20 protein-coding genes are annotated in these 21387 nt (G+C 58.0%); 13 read left to right on the top strand and 7 right to left on the bottom strand.

The genetic code is table 11. From position 1 onward, the window contains the following. Positions 1-195 precede the first annotated feature (195 nt). Both THS5294_RS00605 and THS5294_RS00595 read right to left on the bottom strand, forming a co-directional pair. Complete coding sequence (locus THS5294_RS00605) at positions 196-486, bottom strand: hypothetical protein (RefSeq protein ID WP_058122200.1); 291 nt, start codon at positions 484-486, stop codon at positions 196-198. An 846-nt stretch (positions 487-1332) separates the two neighbouring features. After that, positions 1333-2223: a LysR family transcriptional regulator gene (locus THS5294_RS00595; protein WP_058122198.1), complete on the bottom strand. Its 891-nt coding sequence runs from the start codon at positions 2221-2223 to the stop codon at positions 1333-1335. A gap of 192 nt (positions 2224-2415) precedes the next feature. Here THS5294_RS00595 and cuyA point away from each other — a divergent pair, with 192 nt between their 5' ends. The 5 genes from cuyA (at position 2416) to THS5294_RS00570 (ending at position 7820) form a co-directional block, all read left to right on the top strand. Further along, positions 2416-3432, top strand: coding sequence for a D-cysteate sulfo-lyase (gene cuyA, locus THS5294_RS00590; protein ID WP_233486375.1), 1017 nt, complete (start codon positions 2416-2418; stop codon positions 3430-3432). Positions 3433-3466: 34 nt separating this feature from the next. Then, a complete protein-coding gene (locus tag THS5294_RS00585) occupies positions 3467-4426 on the top strand; it encodes an ABC transporter substrate-binding protein (protein ID WP_038003991.1) in 960 nt (319 codons plus the stop codon). 75 nt (positions 4427-4501) lie between these two features. After that, positions 4502-5560: a quaternary amine ABC transporter ATP-binding protein gene (locus tag THS5294_RS00580; protein WP_058122196.1), complete on the top strand. Its 1059-nt coding sequence runs from the start codon at positions 4502-4504 to the stop codon at positions 5558-5560. After that, positions 5557-7098, top strand: coding sequence for an ABC transporter permease (locus THS5294_RS00575; RefSeq protein ID WP_058122195.1), 1542 nt, complete (start codon positions 5557-5559; stop codon positions 7096-7098). The genes THS5294_RS00580 and THS5294_RS00575 overlap by 4 nt, the downstream gene beginning before the upstream one ends. Next, positions 7095-7820 carry an alpha/beta fold hydrolase gene (locus tag THS5294_RS00570; RefSeq protein ID WP_058122194.1) on the top strand — a complete coding sequence of 242 codons (726 nt, stop codon included), beginning with the start codon at positions 7095-7097 and terminating at the stop codon, positions 7818-7820. The genes THS5294_RS00575 and THS5294_RS00570 overlap by 4 nt, the downstream gene beginning before the upstream one ends. A gap of 6 nt (positions 7821-7826) precedes the next feature. Here the strand turns inward: THS5294_RS00570 and gph are convergent, their stop codons facing one another. From gph to THS5294_RS00545, 5 genes are all read right to left on the bottom strand, one after another. Continuing rightward, positions 7827-8477, bottom strand: a complete 651-nt coding sequence (gene gph / locus THS5294_RS00565) for a phosphoglycolate phosphatase (protein ID WP_058122193.1) — start codon at positions 8475-8477, stop codon at positions 7827-7829. After that, positions 8474-9790, bottom strand: coding sequence for a TRAP transporter large permease (locus THS5294_RS00560; protein ID WP_058122192.1), 1317 nt, complete (start codon positions 9788-9790; stop codon positions 8474-8476). The genes gph and THS5294_RS00560 overlap by 4 nt, the downstream gene beginning before the upstream one ends. Further along, entirely contained in the window at positions 9787-10356 is a 570-nt protein-coding gene (locus THS5294_RS00555; RefSeq protein WP_306434187.1) for a TRAP transporter small permease, read from the bottom strand. Before THS5294_RS00555 ends, THS5294_RS00560 begins: the two co-directional genes overlap by 4 nt. Positions 10357-10394: 38 nt before the next feature. Then, positions 10395-11414: a TRAP transporter substrate-binding protein gene (locus THS5294_RS00550; protein WP_058122191.1), complete on the bottom strand. Its 1020-nt coding sequence runs from the start codon at positions 11412-11414 to the stop codon at positions 10395-10397. Positions 11415-11485: 71 nt separating this feature from the next. After that, positions 11486-12148, bottom strand: coding sequence for a fumarylacetoacetate hydrolase family protein (locus THS5294_RS00545; RefSeq protein ID WP_058122190.1), 663 nt, complete (start codon positions 12146-12148; stop codon positions 11486-11488). A 143-nt stretch (positions 12149-12291) separates the two neighbouring features. On the opposite strand from THS5294_RS00545, the gene THS5294_RS00540 reads away from it, so the two are divergent. The 8 genes from THS5294_RS00540 to THS5294_RS18480 form a co-directional block, all read left to right on the top strand. Continuing rightward, entirely contained in the window at positions 12292-14697 is a 2406-nt protein-coding gene (locus tag THS5294_RS00540) for a GcvT family protein (protein WP_058122189.1), read from the top strand. Next, entirely contained in the window at positions 14697-16235 is a 1539-nt protein-coding gene (locus THS5294_RS00535; protein ID WP_199484372.1) for a trimethylamine methyltransferase family protein, read from the top strand. The genes THS5294_RS00540 and THS5294_RS00535 overlap by 1 nt, the downstream gene beginning before the upstream one ends. Next, entirely contained in the window at positions 16232-16852 is a 621-nt protein-coding gene (locus THS5294_RS00530) for a TetR/AcrR family transcriptional regulator (protein WP_058122187.1), read from the top strand. The genes THS5294_RS00535 and THS5294_RS00530 overlap by 4 nt, the downstream gene beginning before the upstream one ends. Positions 16853-17212: 360 nt before the next feature. Continuing rightward, on the top strand, positions 17213-18397 hold the full coding sequence (locus THS5294_RS00525) for a site-specific integrase (protein ID WP_058122186.1): 1185 nt from the start codon (positions 17213-17215) through the stop codon (positions 18395-18397). After that, a complete protein-coding gene (locus tag THS5294_RS00520) occupies positions 18394-19188 on the top strand; it encodes a hypothetical protein (protein WP_133244398.1) in 795 nt (264 codons plus the stop codon). The genes THS5294_RS00525 and THS5294_RS00520 overlap by 4 nt, the downstream gene beginning before the upstream one ends. Positions 19189-19245: 57 nt before the next feature. Continuing rightward, positions 19246-19458, top strand: a complete 213-nt coding sequence (locus THS5294_RS00515) for a helix-turn-helix transcriptional regulator (protein ID WP_058122185.1) — start codon at positions 19246-19248, stop codon at positions 19456-19458. A 410-nt stretch (positions 19459-19868) separates the two neighbouring features. Continuing rightward, the gene (locus tag THS5294_RS00510; protein WP_058122184.1) at positions 19869-21035 is read left to right on the top strand and encodes a hypothetical protein; all 1167 of its coding nucleotides are present in this window, start codon (positions 19869-19871) and stop codon (positions 21033-21035) included. A 96-nt stretch (positions 21036-21131) separates the two neighbouring features. Further along, on the top strand, positions 21132-21387 hold a 256-nt coding region (locus tag THS5294_RS18480; protein ID WP_233486371.1), incomplete at its 3' end, for a hypothetical protein.

Genomic DNA, 21387 nt, shown 5'->3' with positions numbered 1-21387 from the left:
GTAAGATAGGGACGGCGATTGGGTGACAGTCCCTAATGGCCACCTAGGCTTCTTGTCTATGTGAAGACGCAAACTTGGCAGTTAAATGCGCCTACTATTCAAGCCAACTTCAAGTTGCACCGGATCCAGAGAAATAGGCAACCAACAAGCCCTGTATCCCAAAAGTGTAGTATTCAGTAAGCGTGCGCATCCCACTCATTCGCTGGAACTGTCACCAACCACTTCGTAAAGGCCGGAACGTGCCGTTCCTACGCGCCGTATCTTGCCCTCTTCAATGAGCTTCTGAAGCCCGCGAAATAGGGTTGGATACGCAATCTCAGCCGTGAGTTTGTGCTTCTTTAGCTCAGCGAGGGAAGCGTGCTGACCGTCTTCAGAGAGCAGTTGCAAAGCATAATAAATATCTTTGCTATGCTCAGGCCAATCAGTGAACCCAAGGTCTTCTTCCATCGCTTTGAGCAGAGCTCTTAATTTTGCAGCCGTTGGCATGTGTACCCGTATGATCTAGCGTCATCTTGCCGATATTTTTAAGACTTTGTTATTACAAAGCCATCCTAGTTATCGTCGTTTTGCTCCCTGGAGCAAAGGATTTCAAGTTATATCTTTTGATAATATGCCGTTTCTCACCGAAAGTCTATATCTTAAAGTTCAAGATGAGACTTCGTATCAGGGGTGGTGCAAAGGGCGGTTTTGGTAAGAAAAACGACCATGTGTACCAGTAATGTATTAAGAATTACGTTCTTAATCGAGTCTTTGATCTTCTCTACGGTGTATTTTACCTTACACGCGCTTGATTTAAGTATCACACCGGTCCTTGTGGGGGAACTGCTGCCGAATACTGACGTGGCTTCCCCTATTTTCTTACCACATGGTCTCAGTGTGCTCGTTGTGTGGCTTTATGGCTTAAAGTCGATCCCCCTCCTGCTACTGCCTGCAATATGGATGCAGTCCTGGCTTAGTGATTCTATCGGTTTTGGATCGATTTCGGCGCATAATCCCCTGCTCTCTCTCGTAGCTCTTCCTCTCGTTTTCATTGCTGCACGTAAGCTAGGGCTACGGGTCTCAAGCGCTGTGAGCGGATTTAACTGGCGCCACATAATGATCAGTGGGTTTGTTGCCGGCGCTTTCTGTGCTTCCATCTCAAGTCTCATGAATGGGAACTCGTTGGAACACTTTGCGTCCTTGGCGCTTGGTGCCATAGTTGGTCAGATTGTTTTCTTCGCTCTTCTTCTTCTTGGTTACCGCTTGCTGCGGTTGTCTCCACGGCTGATCTTTACCTCCACCAAGACAGATCCAGCATAGCGGATTATCTGACTTAAGAACCGTCGCATCAGCTCAGCTGCTTTGAGTCCAAAGCTCCATTAGGGATTGGGCGGTTGGCATTCTTGCATCGGCATATACCGCGACTTGCAGCGGCTCCTTACCATAAGCGTTTGCCAGCGAAATCAGTGCGCCACTTTGCACCTCTTGGTGGACCATGCTGAAGGGCAGCCACCCAATCCCCAGTCCCGCTAGAATGAGCTCGCGCACACCGCTGGAAAATGCAGTCACGGTGCAGGAACTCCCGTCCGAACCCGGCACCCCAAATGGCCGGCGACTGTTATGCAGAACTTTCCCGAAATAGCTGTCTTCAGGGTACACGATTGTGGGGGTGTCAGGATCCACACGCCCCTTGTCCCTTACGCGGTACCTAAGGGCGCCTCCTACTACCGGAATAAGATAGTCGTTCCCCCAAACGCCACGCAGAATGTCCGGCCCGAATTGTAGGGGGCCCACACTTTCTGCCTCATAGCAAAGCAACATGCTGGTGTCGCCGCGAAGAAACATCGTCACGCAGTCGTTCAGGTTCCCGGCGCGGAGGCGAAACTGAACCCCCGGAAGGGCCGCGCGCGCCCTAAGCGCCATATCCGGAAAGCTTGAGCAGGTGGCGGCATGCTGTGCGGCAATTGCCAATGTGGTGCGGGTTGCATCATAACGCCCAATCTTTGTGCGCAACTCGCGCAGACGTGCAATGAGGGCGCGTATCTCTCCCTCATTCGAAATCAGCGCCTGACTGATGTCCACGCGATTGGTGTGCCGATCCAGCACCTCTACCCCAAGCCAGTCTTCAAACCCCCGAATGCGCCGCGAAAACGCTGGCTGCGTGATGTTTCGGCGCGCGGCTGCCCGCGAAAGATTGCCCTCTTCGAGGAGAACAAGAACATCATCAAGCGACTGTAAGTGCATAAGCCTCACCCCTTTACTCATACCAAAGCTATGAGCGGCCATAGAAAAAAGCACTGTTTTTCTGATTTGGCCCATCAGAAGCTTTCACCAAGCACAAAATTGGGGGGCGATGTGACAGTAACTGATCAAATGATGAGCCATGATGACACCGAGATCGCGGATCTAACGGCCAGCCGGTGCAAGGATCTTGCGATCCAACTGGCTCGGTTTCCACGGGTTCAATTGGGCCACCTGCCGACACCGCTCGAACCGATGGACCGATTAAGCGAGCTGCTGGGCGGCCCGCGTCTCTGGGTCAAACGGGATGATTGCACAGGGCTTTCGTCTGGCGGCAACAAAACCCGCAAGCTGGAATACCTGATGGCGGACGCCCAGGCCCACGGCGCCGACACGATCATCACCCAAGGCGCAACACAGTCCAATCACGCACGCCAAACAGCAGCCGCCGCAGCCAAGCTGGGCATGGCCTGTCATATACTCCTTGAGGATCGCACCGGCTCAAACGACCCCAGTTATATCATGAGCGGCAATGTTCTGTTGGACCGTCTGCATGGCGCAACCGTCTCCAAGCGGAGCGGGGGCACCGACATGGCGACCGAGATGGAGGACCTTGCCGAAACGCTCCGATCAAAGGGGAAATCCCCCTATGTCATCCCGGGGGGCGGCTCAAACCCCATTGGCGCCTTGGGCTACGTGAACTGCGCCCGGGAATTGGTCGAACAGGCCAACGGTATGGGCCTCAAGATTGATGCACTGGTACACGCTACCGGCAGTTCGGGCACTCAGGCGGGCCTCGTCGCGGGCTTGGCTGCGTTGCAAAGCGATATCCATTTGCTCGGCATCGGGGTGCGCGCCCCGCAAGAGAAACAAGAGAGCATGGTCTATGACCTCGCGCAGCGGACCGCGGCGCATCTTGGCGCGTCGGCACAAATTGCACGCTCCGACGTCCGAGCCAACTGTAACTACGTCGGTGCGGGTTATGGCCTACCCACAGACGGAATGGTCGCGGCGATCAAACTGCTCGCCGAAACCGAGGGCCTGCTGTTCGATCCAGTATACTCCGGCAAGGGCCTCGATGGGCTGATCGATCTGGTCCGAAACGGCCACTTTGCGGGGATGGACAATGTTGTTTTTCTCCACACCGGCGGCAGCGCGGCGTTGTTCGGCTATCCTGAAACCTTCGATCTGCCCGGCTACACGACTACCTAAAAATCAAAAATTGACCAACAAGGAGATCCACAAAATGACTATGAAACGTAACTTGATGGCCGCCGCGCTGGTAAGCGTGATTGGTGTGCCCGCCTTTGCGGAAAACGTGAACATTGGCGTTCCATCCTGGACTGGCGCCCAAGCGATTGCCTACGTTCTGGGCGAAGTCGTCACGACCCGCATCGGCGGGACGGTCGACTATGTCCCCGGCAACAACGCCACGATTTTTCAGGCGATGGATCAGGGGGAGGGTGACATCGACGTGCACCCAGATGTGTGGCTGCCCAACCAAGAAAGTTTTACCAAGCAATACGTGGATGAGGCCGGAACAGTGACGCTTTCGTCGAACCCGTATCAGGGCAACCAAGGCTTCTGCGTGTCCAAGGATTTCGCCGCAGCTAATAGCATCACGGACATCGCTGATCTGGGGCGTCCGGATGTGGCGGCCTTGATGGACAGTGACGGCGATGGCCTTGGTGAAATGTGGATCGGCGCGCCCGGTTGGGCCTCTGCCAACGTGAATGAGGTCAAGGTGCGTGACTACGGCCTTCTTGATTTTCTGGAGCCGATCCGCGCTGAAGAAGCCGTCAAAACTGCCCGCATCAAGGACAGTATCGCCAAGGGCGAAGGCTACGCGTTCTACTGCTATGAGCCACACGCCGTGTGGTACATGTTCGACGTCACAATGCTGACGGAACCTGCCTATGACCCTGAAAAGTACGTGATGTTCCAACCCTCTGACGACGCGGATTGGTACGAAAAATCCATGGTCGCAAGCAAGGATGACCTCAAGCAGGTGCAAATTGCTTGGTCGAATTCGCTTGAGGGCCGCTCGCCCGCGATTGCGGAGTTCTTTGCCAACTTTGAACTGACCGCAGATGACGTGAGCAGTCTCGCCTTTGAGATCAGCGCCAATGGTCGTGAACCTGCGGATGTGGCGGCGGAATGGGTTGCGGCAAATTCGGACCGCGTGGATGCGATGCTGGGCCTTTAGAGCCGCGTCGCGCAACACAAACGTCGGCACGGGCAGCAACCTGTGCCGACATTCCTGACGGTGGGTGGGGCCAATATGAAAAGTGACGACCGCGTCATTGAGATTTCAAACGTCTGGAAGATTTTCGGCGGCAGGCCCGAACTGGCGCTAAAGGCGATCCAGGATCGTGGCCTGAGCAAGGCCGAGGTTCTTGCGGAGTTCAACGCGGTTGTCGGCGTCGCTGACGTCAGCCTATCCGTGAACCGTGGTGAGATTTTCTGCATCATGGGCCTATCGGGCAGCGGCAAGTCGACCCTCGTGCGCCATTTCAACCGCTTGTTGGAACCCACCGCTGGCAAGATTGAGATTGAGGGCACCGATGTAATGGCCCTCGCTCCCAAAGAGCTTCAGGCCTTTCGCAACCGCAAGATTGGTATGGTGTTTCAGAACTTTGCTCTGATGCCGCACCGCTCCGTTTTGGACAACGTGGCCATGCCCCTCGAAATCCGCCAAGTTGCCAAGAATGAGAGGATGCGGCAAGCCGCAGCTATCCTTGATATTGTTGAGCTCGGGGCCTGGGGCTCCAAGTTCGCGCATGAACTTTCGGGCGGGATGCAGCAGCGGGTCGGTTTGGCGCGCGCCTTGGCGGCGAACCCCGATGTCCTCCTAATGGATGAACCTTTCTCAGCGCTTGATCCTTTGATCCGGCGGCAGTTGCAGGACGAATTCATTCGGCTGTCCAAGATCCTCAAAAAGACAACCATCTTTATCACCCATGACCTTGATGAGGCCGTGCGCATCGGCGATCGGATCGCAATCATGCGGGACGGCAAAGTTGTCCAGATCGGGACCGCCGAAGATATCGTGATGAACCCCGCCGATGATTACGTGGCCGACTTCGTGGCGGGCATTTCGCGGCTAAAGGTCGTACATGCCCATGCGGTGATGCAGCCTATTGCGGCCTACATGGCCCACAACGGCCCTATCACGGTTGATGCCCCTCGCGTCGATGGACACGAAACGCTCAGCAACTTGATCACCCTTGCGATTGATGACGACAGCCCAATCGTGGTGAACGCAGCTGGGGCAGATGTCGGCATTATTACGCGTGCAGATTTGCTGCGCACGGTCATCGAAGGCACGGAGGTCTCATGATGGACGCGACTGTAAACCCTCTCGACGATCCCAACAGCGACGCGGCCATCGCCTATGCAAAAGAGCGGCGCGATAACATCCGCACCTTCGTTCGCACCAACCCGGATTACTACATCAAGAACTTCAACAAGATCGGCGCCTCGGCTCGCTTTACCCCGACGTTCAACCTGATGGCGGGGCTGTTTGGCCCGATCTGGTTTGGGGCGCGGGGGCTTTGGTCATGGGCGCTGCCATTTTTGATCCTTGAGGCTTTGGCCTTGGTGCAGATCGCGCGCGGATTGTTCGGAGATTTGGGGGCCGACGCGATGGCGCGGATTGCCTCCATTGAGGGGACGCTCGACTTGCGCCGTCAGCAATTGGCCGCCGCGATTGAAGCAGGCTCTGACCGGGTGGATGCGTTCCGCCGCGCCGTCGAAAGCCTCGAGCAAAATATAGGGGGCATCCGCGAAGAAGCCGCCGCCTTGGCCGCCCAAGGCCCACAGATCGTTTTGATCGGGGTGTGTATTCTGTTGCTCGCCAAGGCCGCGCAGGCCACCGTCGCGAACTGGGCACTAGAGGCGCGCTTTTCGGACTGGATCTCTGACCGATCTATCCGGTCGGGCATGCCCGTATCGCAAATGGTGTTCAGTGCTGTTTTCATGGCCCTAATCGTGCTCGCCGCAATGCTGCACTACAGCCTGCCGGGGCGATTTACCTTGCTGAGCGCCTTTCCAACGGACCCCGATATCCGCCTAGCTAGCATCGATTGGGTTGAGAACTTTTTTAACTGGGCGGTCCTAAACGGCGACGCGCTGTTCGACGGGATTACTTTCGTGATCAGGCTCGTGCTGGACGCGCTTGAGATCGTCTTTGTCAGTACACCATGGATCGTGATCGCGGCGCTGATCATCCTTTTGACGTGGCTCACAGCGGGGGTGCGGATGGCCATCTATTCCGGCGCATTCCTGTCCTACATGGGGCTTCTGGGATTTTGGGAAAAGGCGATGACGACGCTGGCTCTTTTGGGTACCGCTGCGTGCCTGTCGATCCTGATCGGCATCCCACTGGGCATGTTCGCGGCGCGACGCCCTCGGTTTTATGCCGCGATCCAGCCGGTGATGGATTTCATGCAAACCATGCCCGCGTTCGTGTTCATGATCCCGGTGATTGCGTTTTTTGGCACCGGCAAACCGGCGGCCGTCGTCACCACTATGATCTTTGGCGGCACGCCGGTTGTGCGCCTAACGGTGTTGGGTCTGCGCGGCGTCCCCGAAAGTGTCCGTGAGGCCGCGATCTCTTTTGGGGCGAACAAGTGGTATCTGCTCACGCGCGTGGATCTGCCACTGGCCAGCCCCTCGATCCGGGCGGGCATCAATCAGACGATTATGCTGTCGCTTGCAATGGTTGTTGTGGCCTCGCTGATCGGAGCGAAGGGGCTGGGCGAGGACGTCCTTGAGGCGCTGCAATATGCCAACGTCGGCCAGGGTATCCTCGCAGGCTTTGCCATTCTGTTTTGTGCCATGATCCTTGATCGCATCGTGCAGGGGCAGCGAAAGTGACACCGCTTGTCATGGTGCACGGGTTTTTGGGCGGCAGCGCGCAGTGGCAGGGCCAAGTGGATGCACTATCGGGCACCTGTGATGTGATCGCGCTGGACCTGCCGGGGTTTGGCCGCAATGCGCATTTGCCCGCGATCCAGTCTATCCCGGCCTTCGCGGACTGGGTAGTGGATCAGTTGGACGCCCTTGGCGTGGATCGTTTCAACCTGTTGGGGCACTCCATGGGTGGTATGATTGTCCAAGAGGTCGCGCGCCGCGCGGGCACGCGGATCGACAAGTTGATCCTGTACTCGACTGGCGCGCTGGGCGTTTTGCCGGGGCGGTTCGAAACCATTGCGCAAAGCAAGGCGCGCGCTCAATCGGACGGCCCGCGCACAACCGCCCGACGTATCGCGGCCAGTTGGTTTTTACACGGCGCCCAATCGCCCGGGTATGAGGAATGCGCGGCCATCGCAGAGCAAGCTGGCCCAGACGCAATGCTGGCGGGTTTGGACGCAATGCAGGCGTGGTCCGGCGTGGATGCGTTGGCGCAGCTACAGCCTGAGACGTTGGTGATTTGGGGGGATCGAGACCGCACCTATGCGTGGCCGCAAACCGAACAATTGTGGCAGACGGTTCCCCGCACCAGTCTGGCGGTGTTTCCCGATTGCGCACATGCGGTGCATCTTGAAAAGCCAGACGCCTTCAACCGCACCTTGATCGATTTTCTAACAAAGGTTTAGGCCCCGCTAGGCGGTCAGCTCCGCCACGATCCCGGGCAAATCGGTCCAGTCGGTCAGGGTCGCGTGGATGGTCAGCGTGGCAGGCGGCACGTGGCAATACCCGTGGGTAAAGAACACGAATGGCACTCCTGCGGCCTTGGCCGTTTCGGCATCGACCTCGCTGTCGCCGACATAGATGCAGTCGGTGTGCCCAAGCCGCGCCATCGTTTCACGCAAGGGGCCTGCGTCCGGTTTGCGGGTCGCGCATGTGTCACCGCCGACCACAGTTTCAAAGAACGTGTCCAGCCCGAATGTCGCCAACACCTTGCGGGCAGGGGCCTCGGGTTTGTTGGTGCAAACGGCCATCGGATGCCCGCGCGTGCGCAGCTCTGACAGGGCCTCGAACACTCCCGGATAGGCGTGTGTAAGCGTTGCCGGCTCCGCGTTGTAGTGCGCCAACAATCGCGCGGTCAGATCGGGCACATCCGCGGCGGATAGGCCATGATGCTCAGCAACCCGGGCGCACAAAACGCCGATCCCATTGCCGATGAATGAGATCACCGTTGCCAGATCAAGCGGCTCTTGGCCGATCTCGCCCATCAGGCGATTAACGGCGGCTTGGATGTCGGGCGCGCTGTTCAAAAGCGTCCCGTCGAGGTCAAAGATGATGGGTGTCATGGCGCAATCAAGAACAATGTGATGCCGGGGAAAGCGACCAAAATGATCACCCGCACGATGTCCGAAGCGACAAAGAACAGAACCGACTTATAGGTTTCGATCATGGATGTGGTTTTATCCATGGCGTTGATAATGAACAGGTTCATTCCAACCGGCGGTGTGATCAGCCCGACCTCAACCACAATCAACACAAGGATGCCGAACCAGATCGCGACATGCTCTGTCGTCATGCCGAAATCCAACGCTGAGATCACGGGGAAAAAGATCGGTACGGTCAACAGGATCATGGATAAGCTGTCCATCAGGCAGCCAAAGATCAGATAGAACACCAAGATCAGGCACAGCACGACCATTGGGGCAAAGCCTTGCTCCACCACAAAGGCCGACAATTCTTGGGGCACCCGCGTCAGTGCGAGGAACCCATTGTAGAACGCGGCCCCCAGCACGATGAAAAAGATAAACCCGGTGGTTTTCGCGGTGGACAGCAACCCTTCGGTTAACACGCGACCCGATAGCCCACCCTTGTTAAGCGCGATTAGCGCAGTGCCCATTGCGCCCACGGCCGCGCCCTCGGTCGGGGTAAAGATACCGCCATAGATGCCGCCAACCACCGTTAGGAACACCATCAAAACGGGCCAAACCCGCCATAACGCATCAAAGCGCTGGGCCCATGGCACGGCGGGTTTTGTGCCCGCAGCATTCGGATAGAGCCGCACATAAATCGAGATCGTCAGCATGTAGCCCGCTGCGGCCAATAACCCCGGCGCAAGAGCCGCCAGAAACAGCTTGGCGATGTTTTGCTCCGTTAGGATCGCATAGATCACAAGGATGACGGATGGTGGTATCAAAATACCCAACGTGCCGCCCGCCGCCAATGTTGCGGTCGAAAACCCGCCGGAATAGCCGTAGCGGCGCAGTTCGGGCAGGGCGGTTCGACCCATGGTCGCCGCCGTTGCCAGCGATGATCCGCAGATCGCGCCAAAGCCCGCGCAGGCCCCAACAGCGGCCATCGCTACACCACCGCGCCGGTGCCCCAAAAACCCCTCAGCCGCCTTGAACAACGCCTGCGACATGCCGCCAACGGTCGCGAAATATCCCATCAACAGGAACATCGGCACAATCGAAAGCGAGTAGTTCGAGAATGTCGTGAAGCTTTCGGATTTGAGCCGCGCGAGCGCCAAGTTCGTGGAACCTGTCACGAGGTACAGCCCAACAAACCCTGTTGAGAACATGGCCAACCCAATTGGGACCCGCAAAAAGATGAGGACCAGAAGGGCTGGAAAGGACCATGCGCCTATTTCCAATGGGGTCATTGTGCGTCGGTCTCCAACAGGCTTTCATCCGCAGTCAGCACGGCCCAAAACCGCAGCACGACCATGTAACACGCCACAAGCGCCGCAAGGCTCGCGGCAAACAAGCTGGCGAGATAGGCCCACCAGATCGGGAATTGCAGCAGGAATGTCGTCTGGCCCGAGCGCATCTTGGACTGCGTGCCCTCATAGAGTTGCAGCGCGATGATGATTAAGACCGTGGCAAACAGGACCTCAATTGCAGCCTTCAGGACCCGCAGGCCCCATGGCGGCAGTTTGGAGGTAAAGATATCGACCGAGGCATGTGCCCCCGTTATTTGACACAGCGGCAAGAAGGCAAAGATCGCAAAGGCCATGCCCGCCTCAACCAGCTCAAAGTCGCCGGTGACAGGTCCGATGCCAAGGTTCAAAAGGGTTTTGGCCAGCGCAAAGTCGCCCATGCCGTGCAGCACGCCATTCAATGCGCGCCCCATGATCGACACGCACACAAGGGTGATCAGCGCGATCAACACCAACCCGCCAACCAAGGCCATCGCCCGGCAGACTGTCATCATTGCCCGGTGCATCATGCCCGACCCCTCCAAGCGAACGCCCGGCCTTGGACGCTTTAGTTGCCGTGCGCAGCCATAAGGGCCTTTGCTTCGTCAATCAACGCTTGTCCGTCGATGCCCTTGGCCTCCATCTCAGCGATCCACGCGGTGTAGATGGGCGCGGTTTTGGCGACCCAATCGCTAGGATCGGTGATTGTCGTGATCGTGTTTCCACGTGCAACTGCCACCGCGCGGGCCGGGGCATCTGCGTCCTGTTGGATGCGGCCTGCATTGACCGAAAACTCTAGGCCAGAGTTCGCATCGACCACGGCCTTTAGGTCATCGGGCAGGGCAGCGTAGCTGTCCGGATTCATCGCCAACACAAAGGTCAGTGTGTACAGCATGTTGCCCTCAAATTCGGTGTGGTTGGATACCAATTCGGGCACCTTTAGCCCGCCCGTGACCTCCCACGGAATTGTCACGGCATCCACTACCCCCTTTGATAGTGCCTCTGGGATAGCAGGCACAGGCATGCCCACGGGCGTGGCACCCAGTTCGCCCAAAAGCTGGTTCACCATTCGGCTGGCACCCCGCGCTTTGACGCCGGTCATATCCTCGGGCGCGGTAATCGGAGCCTGTGAGTGGATCACCCCGGGGCCATGCACCCATGTGCCCAGCACGTGGACATCGCGAAATTCCGTGTCGCGCATATGGCGTTCGTACATCTGCCAATATGCGCTGGATGCGGCGGCGGCATCGCTGACGAAGAACGGCAGTTCGAACACCTCCGTGCGGGGAAAGCGGCCGGGCGTGTACCCGACCACGGTCCAGATGATGTCGGCGACACCGTCAATTGCTTGGTCCATCAGTTCCGGCGGCACACCACCCAACTGCATGGAGGGGAAGCGGTTGATCTGAATGCGCCCGTCTGAGTCCGCTTCAATCGCATCGGCCCAAACGTCTAGGATCAGCTTGGGCACGTTGGCTTGGGCCGGCAAAAACTGGTGTAGGTTCAGCGTGACGTCTTGTGCCTGAACGGGATGCGCAAGGCACAGGCCGGCGGCGGCGATGACGCCCAAAATGGTGCGACGGTTCATGGCGGTGTCCTCTCATCTCCCCACGGTACCCGGAAGTCTGCCCGAGCGCGCACCACCGAGCCAGCGTTTTTTCAGGCTGGATCAGTGATCGTTAGGTCAACTGGTGCCAGCCCGTTGATCGTGCCGCGCAGCACATCGCCCGGGGTCACGGGGCCAACGCCCGCAGGTGTGCCCGTCAGGATCACATCACCGGGGCGCAGCGTATAAAAGCCGGACAGATGACTGATCAGGTCGGGCACGGACCAGACCATATCCGCAATCGGCGCGCTTTGCTTTTCGGTGCCGTTTTGGGTCAGGGCAATGTGATGGGTGTGGATGTCAGTCACTTCTGCGGCGGGTGTGATGGGCGCCATTACTGCGCCGCCCTCAAGATCCTTGCCTAGATCCCAAGGGCGTTGCTTTTTCCGCTCACGAATTTGCAGGTCCCGGCGGGTCATATCCAGCGCGCAGCCGTAACCAAACACCTCCGTGCCGTTCAAATACACGGCCATCTCCATTTCGTAATGAAAATCCTCGGTGCCGGGCGGGTAGGGCAGCGTTGCACCCGTGAGTAGGGCGTTCACAGGGGTCTTGGTGAAATAAAACGGGGCCTCACGGTCCACCTCGTTACCCATCTCGGCGGCATGGGCGGCATAGTTGCGCCCAACGCAGAAAATCCGGCTCACGGGGAACAGGGCGTCGCTGCCCACAACGGGGACAACAAAGGGCTCAGGTGCAGGAAAAACGAGGGACATAGGCGCTCCGCTAGAGTGTTTTTCAAAGCCTAGCGCGCAGGTTTCGAAAGGACCAGATGCAGCGGTCTAGACACAAGTGTCTAGACGGATCGAGATTTCGACCCTAGCGTTTTTAAAAACGGACTGATTCTGGGAGGCTTGTCATGAAATCGCACTACCGCGTTGTTGTCATCGGAGGGGGCGTTGTCGGCGCCTCAGTCCTGTATCACTTGGCCAAATTTGGCTGGGATGACGTGTGTCTGTTGGAACGGTCAATCCTGACGGCGGGGTCATCGTGGCACGCGGCGGGTGGCATCCACGCGCTGAACGCGGACCCCAACATCGCGGCTCTTCAGGCCTATACGATCGACCTTTTGCCCGAGATTGAGAAGGAATCCGGCCAATCCATCGGCTTGCACATGACCGGCGGGCTGACCATGGCTGGCACGCCCGACCGCTGGGAGTGGTTGCAATCGGCGTATCGCACGTTCCAATCCATCGGGATTGAGGATTGCCGTCTCGTGACACCGGAAGAGGCGCATGAATTGTGCCCCATCATGTCCCCCGAAGGCCTTTTGGGCGGCATGTGGGCCGACCGAGAGGGCTATGTTGATACCACCGGCACCGTCCAAGCCTACGCGATTGCAGCCAAGAAACGCGGTGCATCTGTGTTTGAACATACCAAGGTCGAAGCCTTGGAACAGACCAAAGACGGCTGGCGCGTGATCACTGATAAGGGCGTTGTCACGTGTGAGCATGTGGTGAACGCAGGCGGGCTATGGGCCAAGCAGTTGGGCCGTATGGCGGGAATAGAACTGCCGGTTGCGCCGCTCAAACACCACTATCTGATCTCGGACACGATCCCACAGCTAGAAGAGCTGGATTTCGAGGTCCCCATGACCGTGGACCTAGAGGGCTTTACCTATCTGCGGCAGGACCAAAAGGGCGTTCTGCTTGGTATCTATGAGATTGACCACGAACACTGGGCGCTGGATGGCGCGCCGTGGGATTACGGGATGGAGCTGTTCCAAGAACAGACCGACCGCATCGAGAATGAATTGATCCTTGGTTTTGAACGCTACCCGGCGCTGCAAGAGGTCGGTGTGAAAACGTGGGTCAACGGGGCGTTCACGTTCTCACCCGATGGGAACCCGCTGGTCGGGCCGGTGCGAGGCAAGCCCGGGTATTGGTGCGCCTGTGCGGTGATGGCAGGCTTCCTACAGGGGGGCGGCGTCGGCAAATCGCTGGCCGAGTGGATGATCCACGGTGAGCCAGAGGCCGACGTGTTCGGTATGGACGTCGCGCGCTATGGCAAGTTTGCCGAAAACCGCCAGTTCATCCGCGAAACCACGGGCCAGTTCTACACCCGGCGCTTTGTGATGACATACCCGAACGAACAACTCCCCGCAGGGCGTCCGCTGAAAAAGGCTTCAGCCTATGATGCGATGTCGGCGGCGGGCGCGCGTTGGGGGGCAAGCTACGGCTTGGAAATGCCCCTCTATTTCGCTCCTGAAGGGTTTGAGGAAACACCCACGCTCAAGCGCTCAAACGCGTTTGATCTGGTGGCTGCGGAATGCAAAGCCACCCGTGAGGCCGCGGGCCTGTTGGATATCTCAGGCTTTTCCCGGTTTGAGGTGTCCGGCCCCGGCGCAGAGGCGTGGCTTGACCGGATCATGGCGTCCAAACTGCCCAAACCCGGTCGCGCGAAACTGGCCCCGATGCTGTCGCCCACGGGCAAGCTGAAGGGGGATTTGACCGTCTTTAACTGGGGCGACGGGACGTGGTGGATCATGGGCAGCTACTATCTGCGCGAATGGCACATGCGCTGGTTCGATGACCACATGGACGACGGCGTGACCGTCACGGACATCGCGGATGCCACCGTCGGGTTCTCGGTCTCTGGGCCGAACGCGCGCAAGATCATGGAGGCCGTGACGCAAGACGACATCGCAACGCTGCCGTTCATGGGATGCGGCACGTTCGACATCGGGATGTTGCGGTGCAAGGTCGGGCGTCTGTCGGTCGCGGGCGAGTTGGGCTATGAAATCCACTGCTCGGCGGCGGAACACATCACCCTGCGCGAAACGCTTTTGGCAGCAGGTGCAGCCCACGGCATCAAAGAGATCGGCTTCAACGCGCTCCTGTCCCTGCGGCTGGAGAAAAGCTTTGGCATCTGGTCGGCTGAGTTCACCCAAGGCTACACCGCTGCGCAAACCGGTATGGACCGCTGGATCGACTGGTCCAAGGACTTCGTCGGCAAAGCTGCGGCAGAGGCCGAGCGTGCTGGCTCAGGCCCGGCCCAAGTGCTTGTGACGTTGGAAGTGGATGCCAAGGACGCTGATGCCAGCGGCTATGAACCGATCTGGCGTGATGGCGAAAAGGTCGGTTTCGTGACCTCGGGCGGGTACGGACACACGACGGGCAAATCGCTTGCAATGGGGATGGTGAACCAAGACTGCGCTGCTGAGGGTACGGAATTAACCATGCACGTCGTGGGTGTGGAACGGGGAGCGACCGTTATTGCGGCCTCTCCCTACGACCCGGCGGGCAACGCCATGCGGGGGGCCTGATGCAGGAGCAAGCCCCCCCAATGCGTCGCGGCCGCAAACGCGCGCTGGCGGACACAACGCCCCGGCGCACCGTCAACTATCGCCAGTTGCGCAATCCGTTCACGCCGCAAAACGTGTTTTCGGAGGATGAGGTGGCGGAGCTACACGCCACCTCCCTGCGGGTTCTGCGCGAGCTTGGCATCAAGGTTCTGTTGCCAGAGGCGCGGGACCTTTTTGCGGCGGCGGGCGCGCGGGTGGTGGACGATATGGTCTATCTCGATGCAGATATCGTGGATGCGGCCCTCGCGACCGCGCCCAAATCCTTCACGATTCACGGCGGAACTGCTCCGCGCGAAGTCGTCATGGAACTCGGTACGCTCTCGTTTCAAAGCGGGGCAGGTGCGCCCAATGTGACCGATCTCAAGCGGGGCCGCCGCCCCGGCGCGCTACGTGATGTCGAAGAGCTGACACAGATGGTGCAGCACTTTGATGCGATCCAAATGCTGAGCCCCGGGGTCGAGCCGCAGGATATCGCGCCCGAGGTCCGCCATTATGCCTTTACCAAGGCGCAACTGACCCTTTCGGACAAAGTTCCGTTTGTGTTTTCGCGCGGGTCCGAACAGGTGAGAGATTGCTTTGAGATGATCCGCGCGTTCCGCGACCTGTCTAAGGCTGAATTCCGCGCAAAGCCACACTGTTATACGATCATCAACACCAACTCTCCGCGCCAGATCGACATCCCAATGGCGCAGGGGTTGATTGATTTCGCCCGGTACGGTCAGCCGTCTGTGGTCACGCCATTCTGCTTGATGGGGGCCATGGCACCTGTCACGGTCGCGGGTGCGTTGGTGCTCAGCCACGCAGAGGCCATGGCCGCGATCACCCTGACGCAATTGGCAAATCCCGGCGCGCCGGTGATGTACGGCTCATTCTCATCCAACGTTGATATGAAATCCGGCGCGCCTGCGTTCGGTACGCCCGAGCAGGTAAAGGCCAGCCTCGGGACGGGGCAAATGGCCCGCCACCTGGGCCTACCATGGCGCAACGCTGCCGGGTGCGCGGCCAATATCAATGACGCCCAAGCTGCCCACGAAACTGAGATCAGCGCTTGGGGCGCGTTGATGGCTGGGGCTACCGTCATCATTCACGCTGCGGGCTGGCTAGAAGGTGGGCTAAGCGTATCCTACGAGAAATTCATCACCGACATGGAGATGGTGCAGGTCATGGCTGAGCTGTGCACGCCCACCGCCGCAAATGAGGCGACGATGGCGTTCGAAGCCCTCAAGGAGGTGCAACCCGGTGGGCATTTCTTCGGCTGCGCCCATACGATGGAACGCTATGCCAGTGCATTCTACGCGCCCGTCGTGGCGGATTGGTCCAACTTCGGCACATGGACAGAGCGCGGCGCGCTCGATGCCTCCACCCGCGCGACAGCCCTATGGCAAGAGATCGTTGCAACCCACAAGCCCCCTGCCAACGTGACCCCCGAACGGCTGCGCGCGCTCAACGCATTTATCGCCGCGCGCACCGCTGAGGGCGGAGCGTTTCCAGTCAGTTGAGCGGTCCAGACACATCCCTTCCCCAGACCAAAGCCACCCGAGAGGATTGGCTGCGGGCTGCGATGGATATCTTGGTCTCGAACGGGGTGCAGGACGTCAAAATCATGAAGATCGGGGCCGCGCTGGGCGTCTCGCGCTCCAGCTTCTATTGGTACTTCAAAAGCCGCGAAGACCTCTTGGACCAACTCTTGGCTGAATGGGAGCGAACAAACACCGGTATTCTGATCCACCACGCCAACCTGCCCGCCGCCACAATCACCGAGGCGCTGTGCAATTTTTTCATCTGCGTCGTGCGTCCAGAGGGTTTCAACTATCAACTGGATTTCGCGGTGCGAGAATGGTCACGCCGCGACCCGGCTGTGCGCGCCGTCATCGACCGTAGCGATACGGCCCGCACCGATGCGCTGCGCGATATGTTTGCCCGCTATGATTACAGCCCCGCCGAGGCTGATATCCGCGCCCGCGTGCTATACTATCAACAGATCGGCTACTACGCGCTGGAGCTGTCCGAAAGCCTCGACATCCGCCTCTCCCGCTTGCCCGGCTACTTGCTGGCCTTCACAGGTCAATCCGCCAGCACAGCTGAGATTGAGGCGTTTCGCAAAGCAATTGCGTGACCGGCTCATTGCGCGGCAGAAATGGCCACGGTCATTTGATGAGCTATGATTCGATGCGTCGTCGTGCGTTTTGAACGGCATGCGGTCACGCGAGTACTGCAGCAGAACAAGCTATGCCTACTACGCCACGCGTTGTTTTAGAGAAAGTGGCGATCCCTTGAGGAATCGAACCCCAAACCTGCTGATTAGAAGCCGCGTTTTTACACTTCCCTCACTTACTCTTGCGTGCGCTAAATTACTGTATTTACTTTGTTATTCTTGACGCCGCTCACGACGGATTTCTATCTCTTACTCCACAGTTTTCATCCGCCCGCGACCACTATGCTTCCAAGGTTTCGGGCTGCATTTGGAGAAAGAGATTTGCCTAAGATCACAAAACGCGCTGTTGCGGCGCTCAAACCCAAAGACACGTCTTACTTCGTATGGGATTCCCTGGTCGTTGGGTTCGCCGTTCGGGTCATGCCGTCCGGCACCAAGACGTTTCAAGTTCAGTATCGCAAAGGTGCACGTACCCGTCGTGCCTCACTCGGTCGCTTCGGCGTCGTGTCCGTCGAGCAAGCCCGCGATCAAGCGCGAGAGATGCTTGGACAAGTTGCAGGCGGCAGTGATCCGGTTGAGCAGATTGCACTTGAACGGATCGCACCCACAGTCTCAGACCTCTGCGACCGCTTCCTCGATGTGCATGTCGCAGTGCATGTGAAGCCGTCCACTGCCAAGGATTACTCCTCCACGATCCGCCGCATGATCCGCCCTGCGCTTGGTATGTTCAAAGTCACCGACGTGCTGCGCAAAGACATTGCCAACCTGCACTACCGCCACCGCGACACGCCGATCCAAGCAAATCGGATGCTCTCGGTCCTGTCCAAGATGTTTAACTTGGCGGAGCTTTGGGGCCTGCGCCCTGACGGGACCAACCCCTGCCGCCATGTTCCCAAGTACAAGGAGAACAAGCTGGAGCGGTATCTGACGGCTGCTGAGATTCAGCACCTCGGCCAAGTACTCAAACGCTGTGAGGACGACGGTTCCGAGACGCCGCACGTTATAGCAGCGTTTCGTTTGCTGCTCCTTACGGGATGTCGCTTGGGTGAGATTCAGACGGCGAAGTGGGAGTATGTGACCGAGCGCGGGCTAGAGTTACCGGACAGCAAAGTGGGCAAGCGGTGCGTTCCTCTGCCTGCCGCCGCCCGCGCTGTTCTCGATGGCCTTCCCCGCACAGCGGGCAATCCGTTCATTATCGAAGGTAAGCTGCCGGACACGCACATCACCGATATGCAGCGACCGTGGCGACGTATCCGCGAACTGGCGGGCCTTGAGGACGTCAGAATTCACGATTTGCGCCACACCTATGCCTCGATAGCGGTGTCCGGTGGGATGCCGATACAAATGGTGGGCCGCCTCTTGGGACACACACAACTGCAAACAACCCTGCGCTATGCGCACCTTGCCGACGATCCTGTCCGTGCAGCCGCTGAGGAAAATAGTACGGCTATTTTTGCAAGCCTTGGTGCGTCTAAACCGAAGAACCATCTGCGGGTGATTAAGTGAGCGACGACCAGACAAATAGAGACACTTTAATCCAGTTCGCTCAGGCGATGGCTGATGCTGGGGCAGATCCTGAGCAACCCTTCACGACGGACGTTTTCGCTCCGATTGCTCGACGATATGGTTTCTTAGACGCGCTTACTCCGGTGCTGCGATTTACTTTGAACTTTGCCGCAAACGCTACAGGCTTCGAAAAAAGCTACCCAGAAGCTCGGAAAGAACTTGGTGCCTTGCGCCGCACCATTAACAAGCTCGACCGTCAGATAAACATTCTGGAGCCCGAAACCCGTTTTCTGGTCGAACGCGCAAGTGCCTGCCAGAAGCTAATGCCAAACGTCGATATTCTCCAATCCGGCGACTTCGAGAGCATACCGGAGGCGGCTTTGGCGTCTTTCAAGACAATCGCGCAAACGAACCGCGAAGGACTTGCCTTGATCGAAGAATTGTCTGAGTTGTCTGCGAAGCTCGATTGCTACCTTGAAACCGCAGAGAGAGTAGCAAGAGGTCAAGGCGGTCGGCCCGCCAATGAGGACTTGGAACTGTTACTGTTGGCTGCCTACCAAGCCTACGTGAATGGTACAGGCGCGCCATTTACCTTGGATTGGCACACAGACGATGCACCACTGTCCAATGCCGCACGGTTCTGTGTTGATGTTGTGAGCGTCGCTTTTCCCGATGTGTCATTTGCGCAAGTCCGCACTGTCAGCAGGCGGGTGCGAGAAAAATCCATTCCAGTCAGCAACATGCAAAATGCTGCAACTTTCTTGGCGAGTTTCAACAAGCGGGATCGCTAGCTGAATCCACGTATCCTATCGTAGCAAATCCTCATTGAATTAATCGATGAGGATGCGATGACTTATTTGAATACTAGTGACATTCCCCGCCCGTTTCTAAACGAGAAACAGGTCGCGGACTTAATTTGCCAATCTGTCCGCACGATCCAAAAGTGGCGCATGACAGGTCATGGGCCTGCCTTTCACAAGTTTGGGCAATCCGTGCGTTATCACCAAACGGATGTCTTGGCGTGGGTCGAGGCGCGGCGTCAGGAACATAACCCCCAATGACGCGGCCTGCCAATCAGAACAGCGACGCCGTAGGGGCGCACCGCTTGGAACCGCGATCCACCCTGTTCTCAGCGACTGCTTGTGTCGGTTGGTGGGGGAGTGATCACGTCCAAGTCTCAGTTCCGGAGGGACGAACGCAGAGCGCAGAGACGGTAGAGCTTTGCGCCGCGTGTCCTGCAAGACTGCGATTGCCGCCGTTCACCGCTACTGCATTCACCGCATCACCGCCGACCATTGCCGTTCAATACGGTGACGCTGGAGCGTGCTCGGGCCGTTCGATGCGTTCAAGTGGCTGGAACACTGCGTGGGGGCGGCGGGCACCAGCCCGCGTGGGTCCGCGCGGTGATCCCGCAAAAAGGGGGGTCTTTGTAACACCCCCCTCTAGAAATACAAAAATAGGAAAAAGATAAATGAAATTAATAAGAAAAGGATTTGATGGTCTTGATGTGTCGTTCCCGTTGACCGTCAACGAAGCCGTGGCTGCAAAGCTTCTGGAAGCTCAAGAGCAAAGTAAACTTGCCCAGCAGGACGTGGGCATCTTCACCCATAATGGGCTGACGATGCTCGTTGCCCAAACGGGCGCCAGTGGAGGGTACGCCTATCGATGTAGCACCGAACCCGGCACCCCATTTGGCGAGAATTGGTTTCTGAAACACCCTCGCGACAATGGTGACGAATGGGGCGTTTGGGTTTCCTGCGGTGCGCTCTCGCTCGCCTTGCATGGTCTGCAAAAGGTCCGCGCTGACCTTGAGCAAAAGTTAGAGAGGTTGGAGCTGAACTACGAGCTTGGTTCAGAAAGTATCGGGCGTGTCGATTTCGCCTTTGACTTTCTCGCTCCAGACCTGCGGCCTCAAAGGGACCACTTCGTCACCCACTCCCGTACCAAGGTGCGCGAACATGCGGATCTGTCCATCGATGTGGATGGCAAGTCGGGTCGTGTTGAAACGATTACGGTCGGTAAGAACCCCGGCAGACAAGTGATCCTCTATGACAAGCGAGCAGAGATTATCGCGAAGAAAAAGCCCTATTGGCTGAACATTTGGAATGATGCGCGGCAACAGGACGGTCACGCCCCGCTTGTGATTGAAGATCGTGCACAAAGCGAAGTTTGGCGCGTTGAGGTGCGGGCTTTCAAAGAGCACTTGAAAGGTCGCTGGGGCGTCACCACTTGGGGCAACCTCAAAGCGCGCTTGCCACAGATTATAGAGACGGCCTTTGATCAGGTGCGGTTCACGCTCCCGACCTCGGACACCAACCGCTCCCGATGGCCCGATCATCCGATTTGGGTGGCAGCACGTGCCGCGTTAGACGGTGAATTCGACGAGCTAGCGAGCATGGCCGATCCAGACGAAATACGGGAGATTTGCAAGGCGGTCGCCGATAAAACGCTTCTCGCCCAAGTCTCGGGCTGCATGATCGCACGCGCAGGCCTACACGGGGTAAGTGCCGATCAGCTGCAAACATTCATCGCAGGGACTGCCGACCACATCGGACGCGAAATCGGGCGTCACCCTGATCGCGCCACCCAGAAGTTGGAGGCCGCAAGGGCGAGGTATGGCGTTTGTGATAATTATTGAAATCATAAAATAAAATTGTTAGCTGCGCGTTGTTTCCGGATGAAACACCAGCGATACTTCGTTGGCGCGAAATACTCCCAGTAAAGGGCCTCCACTATGATTGACACAACGACCGCAATTTTAAGTTGTGGTGGCCGATGGAGCGACAAGCTTGCTGATATTAAGCCCACGGAACGTGTCGCCGCGCATCGACGTGTAATCGGAGCTGGCGATCAAATAGCGTTCTGCTCTCTTAAGAGCGAAATCAGCTTTCTGGACAAGCCGTTGGGTGAACCACCACTTTTTGTTTCGTACTACACGGCTTTGTTGCACAAACCCGCTTGGGGACGTGTTTCCCCTGACCCCGGACGGA

The organism is Thalassobacter stenotrophicus (assembly GCF_001458315.1).
In the GTDB taxonomy this organism is placed as follows: domain Bacteria; phylum Pseudomonadota; class Alphaproteobacteria; order Rhodobacterales; family Rhodobacteraceae; genus Thalassobacter; species Thalassobacter stenotrophicus.
Note: the sequence above shows the minus strand (reverse complement) of the source record. Positions and strands in the feature narration are given on the sequence as shown.

Excerpts from the sequence above, each read along its gene's own strand:
- THS5294_RS00605 (WP_058122200.1), bottom strand. The coding sequence starts at position 486 with ATGCCAACGGCTGCAAAATTAAGAGCTCTGCTCAAAGCGATGGAAGAA.
- THS5294_RS00595 (WP_058122198.1), bottom strand. The coding sequence starts at position 2,223 with ATGCACTTACAGTCGCTTGATGATGTTCTTGTTCTCCTCGAAGAGGGC.
- THS5294_RS00585 (WP_038003991.1), top strand. The coding sequence starts at position 3,467 with ATGACTATGAAACGTAACTTGATGGCCGCCGCGCTGGTAAGCGTGATT.
- THS5294_RS00580 (WP_058122196.1), top strand. The coding sequence starts at position 4,502 with ATGAAAAGTGACGACCGCGTCATTGAGATTTCAAACGTCTGGAAGATT.
- THS5294_RS00575 (WP_058122195.1), top strand. The coding sequence starts at position 5,557 with ATGATGGACGCGACTGTAAACCCTCTCGACGATCCCAACAGCGACGCG.
- gph (WP_058122193.1), bottom strand. The coding sequence starts at position 8,477 with ATGACACCCATCATCTTTGACCTCGACGGGACGCTTTTGAACAGCGCG.
- THS5294_RS00560 (WP_058122192.1), bottom strand. The coding sequence starts at position 9,790 with ATGACCCCATTGGAAATAGGCGCATGGTCCTTTCCAGCCCTTCTGGTC.
- THS5294_RS00555 (WP_306434187.1), bottom strand. The coding sequence starts at position 10,356 with ATGATGCACCGGGCAATGATGACAGTCTGCCGGGCGATGGCCTTGGTT.
- THS5294_RS00550 (WP_058122191.1), bottom strand. The coding sequence starts at position 11,414 with ATGAACCGTCGCACCATTTTGGGCGTCATCGCCGCCGCCGGCCTGTGC.
- THS5294_RS00545 (WP_058122190.1), bottom strand. The coding sequence starts at position 12,148 with ATGTCCCTCGTTTTTCCTGCACCTGAGCCCTTTGTTGTCCCCGTTGTG.
- THS5294_RS00540 (WP_058122189.1), top strand. The coding sequence starts at position 12,292 with ATGAAATCGCACTACCGCGTTGTTGTCATCGGAGGGGGCGTTGTCGGC.
- THS5294_RS00535 (WP_199484372.1), top strand. The coding sequence starts at position 14,697 with ATGCAGGAGCAAGCCCCCCCAATGCGTCGCGGCCGCAAACGCGCGCTG.
- THS5294_RS00515 (WP_058122185.1), top strand. The coding sequence starts at position 19,246 with ATGACTTATTTGAATACTAGTGACATTCCCCGCCCGTTTCTAAACGAG.
- THS5294_RS00510 (WP_058122184.1), top strand. The coding sequence starts at position 19,869 with ATGAAATTAATAAGAAAAGGATTTGATGGTCTTGATGTGTCGTTCCCG.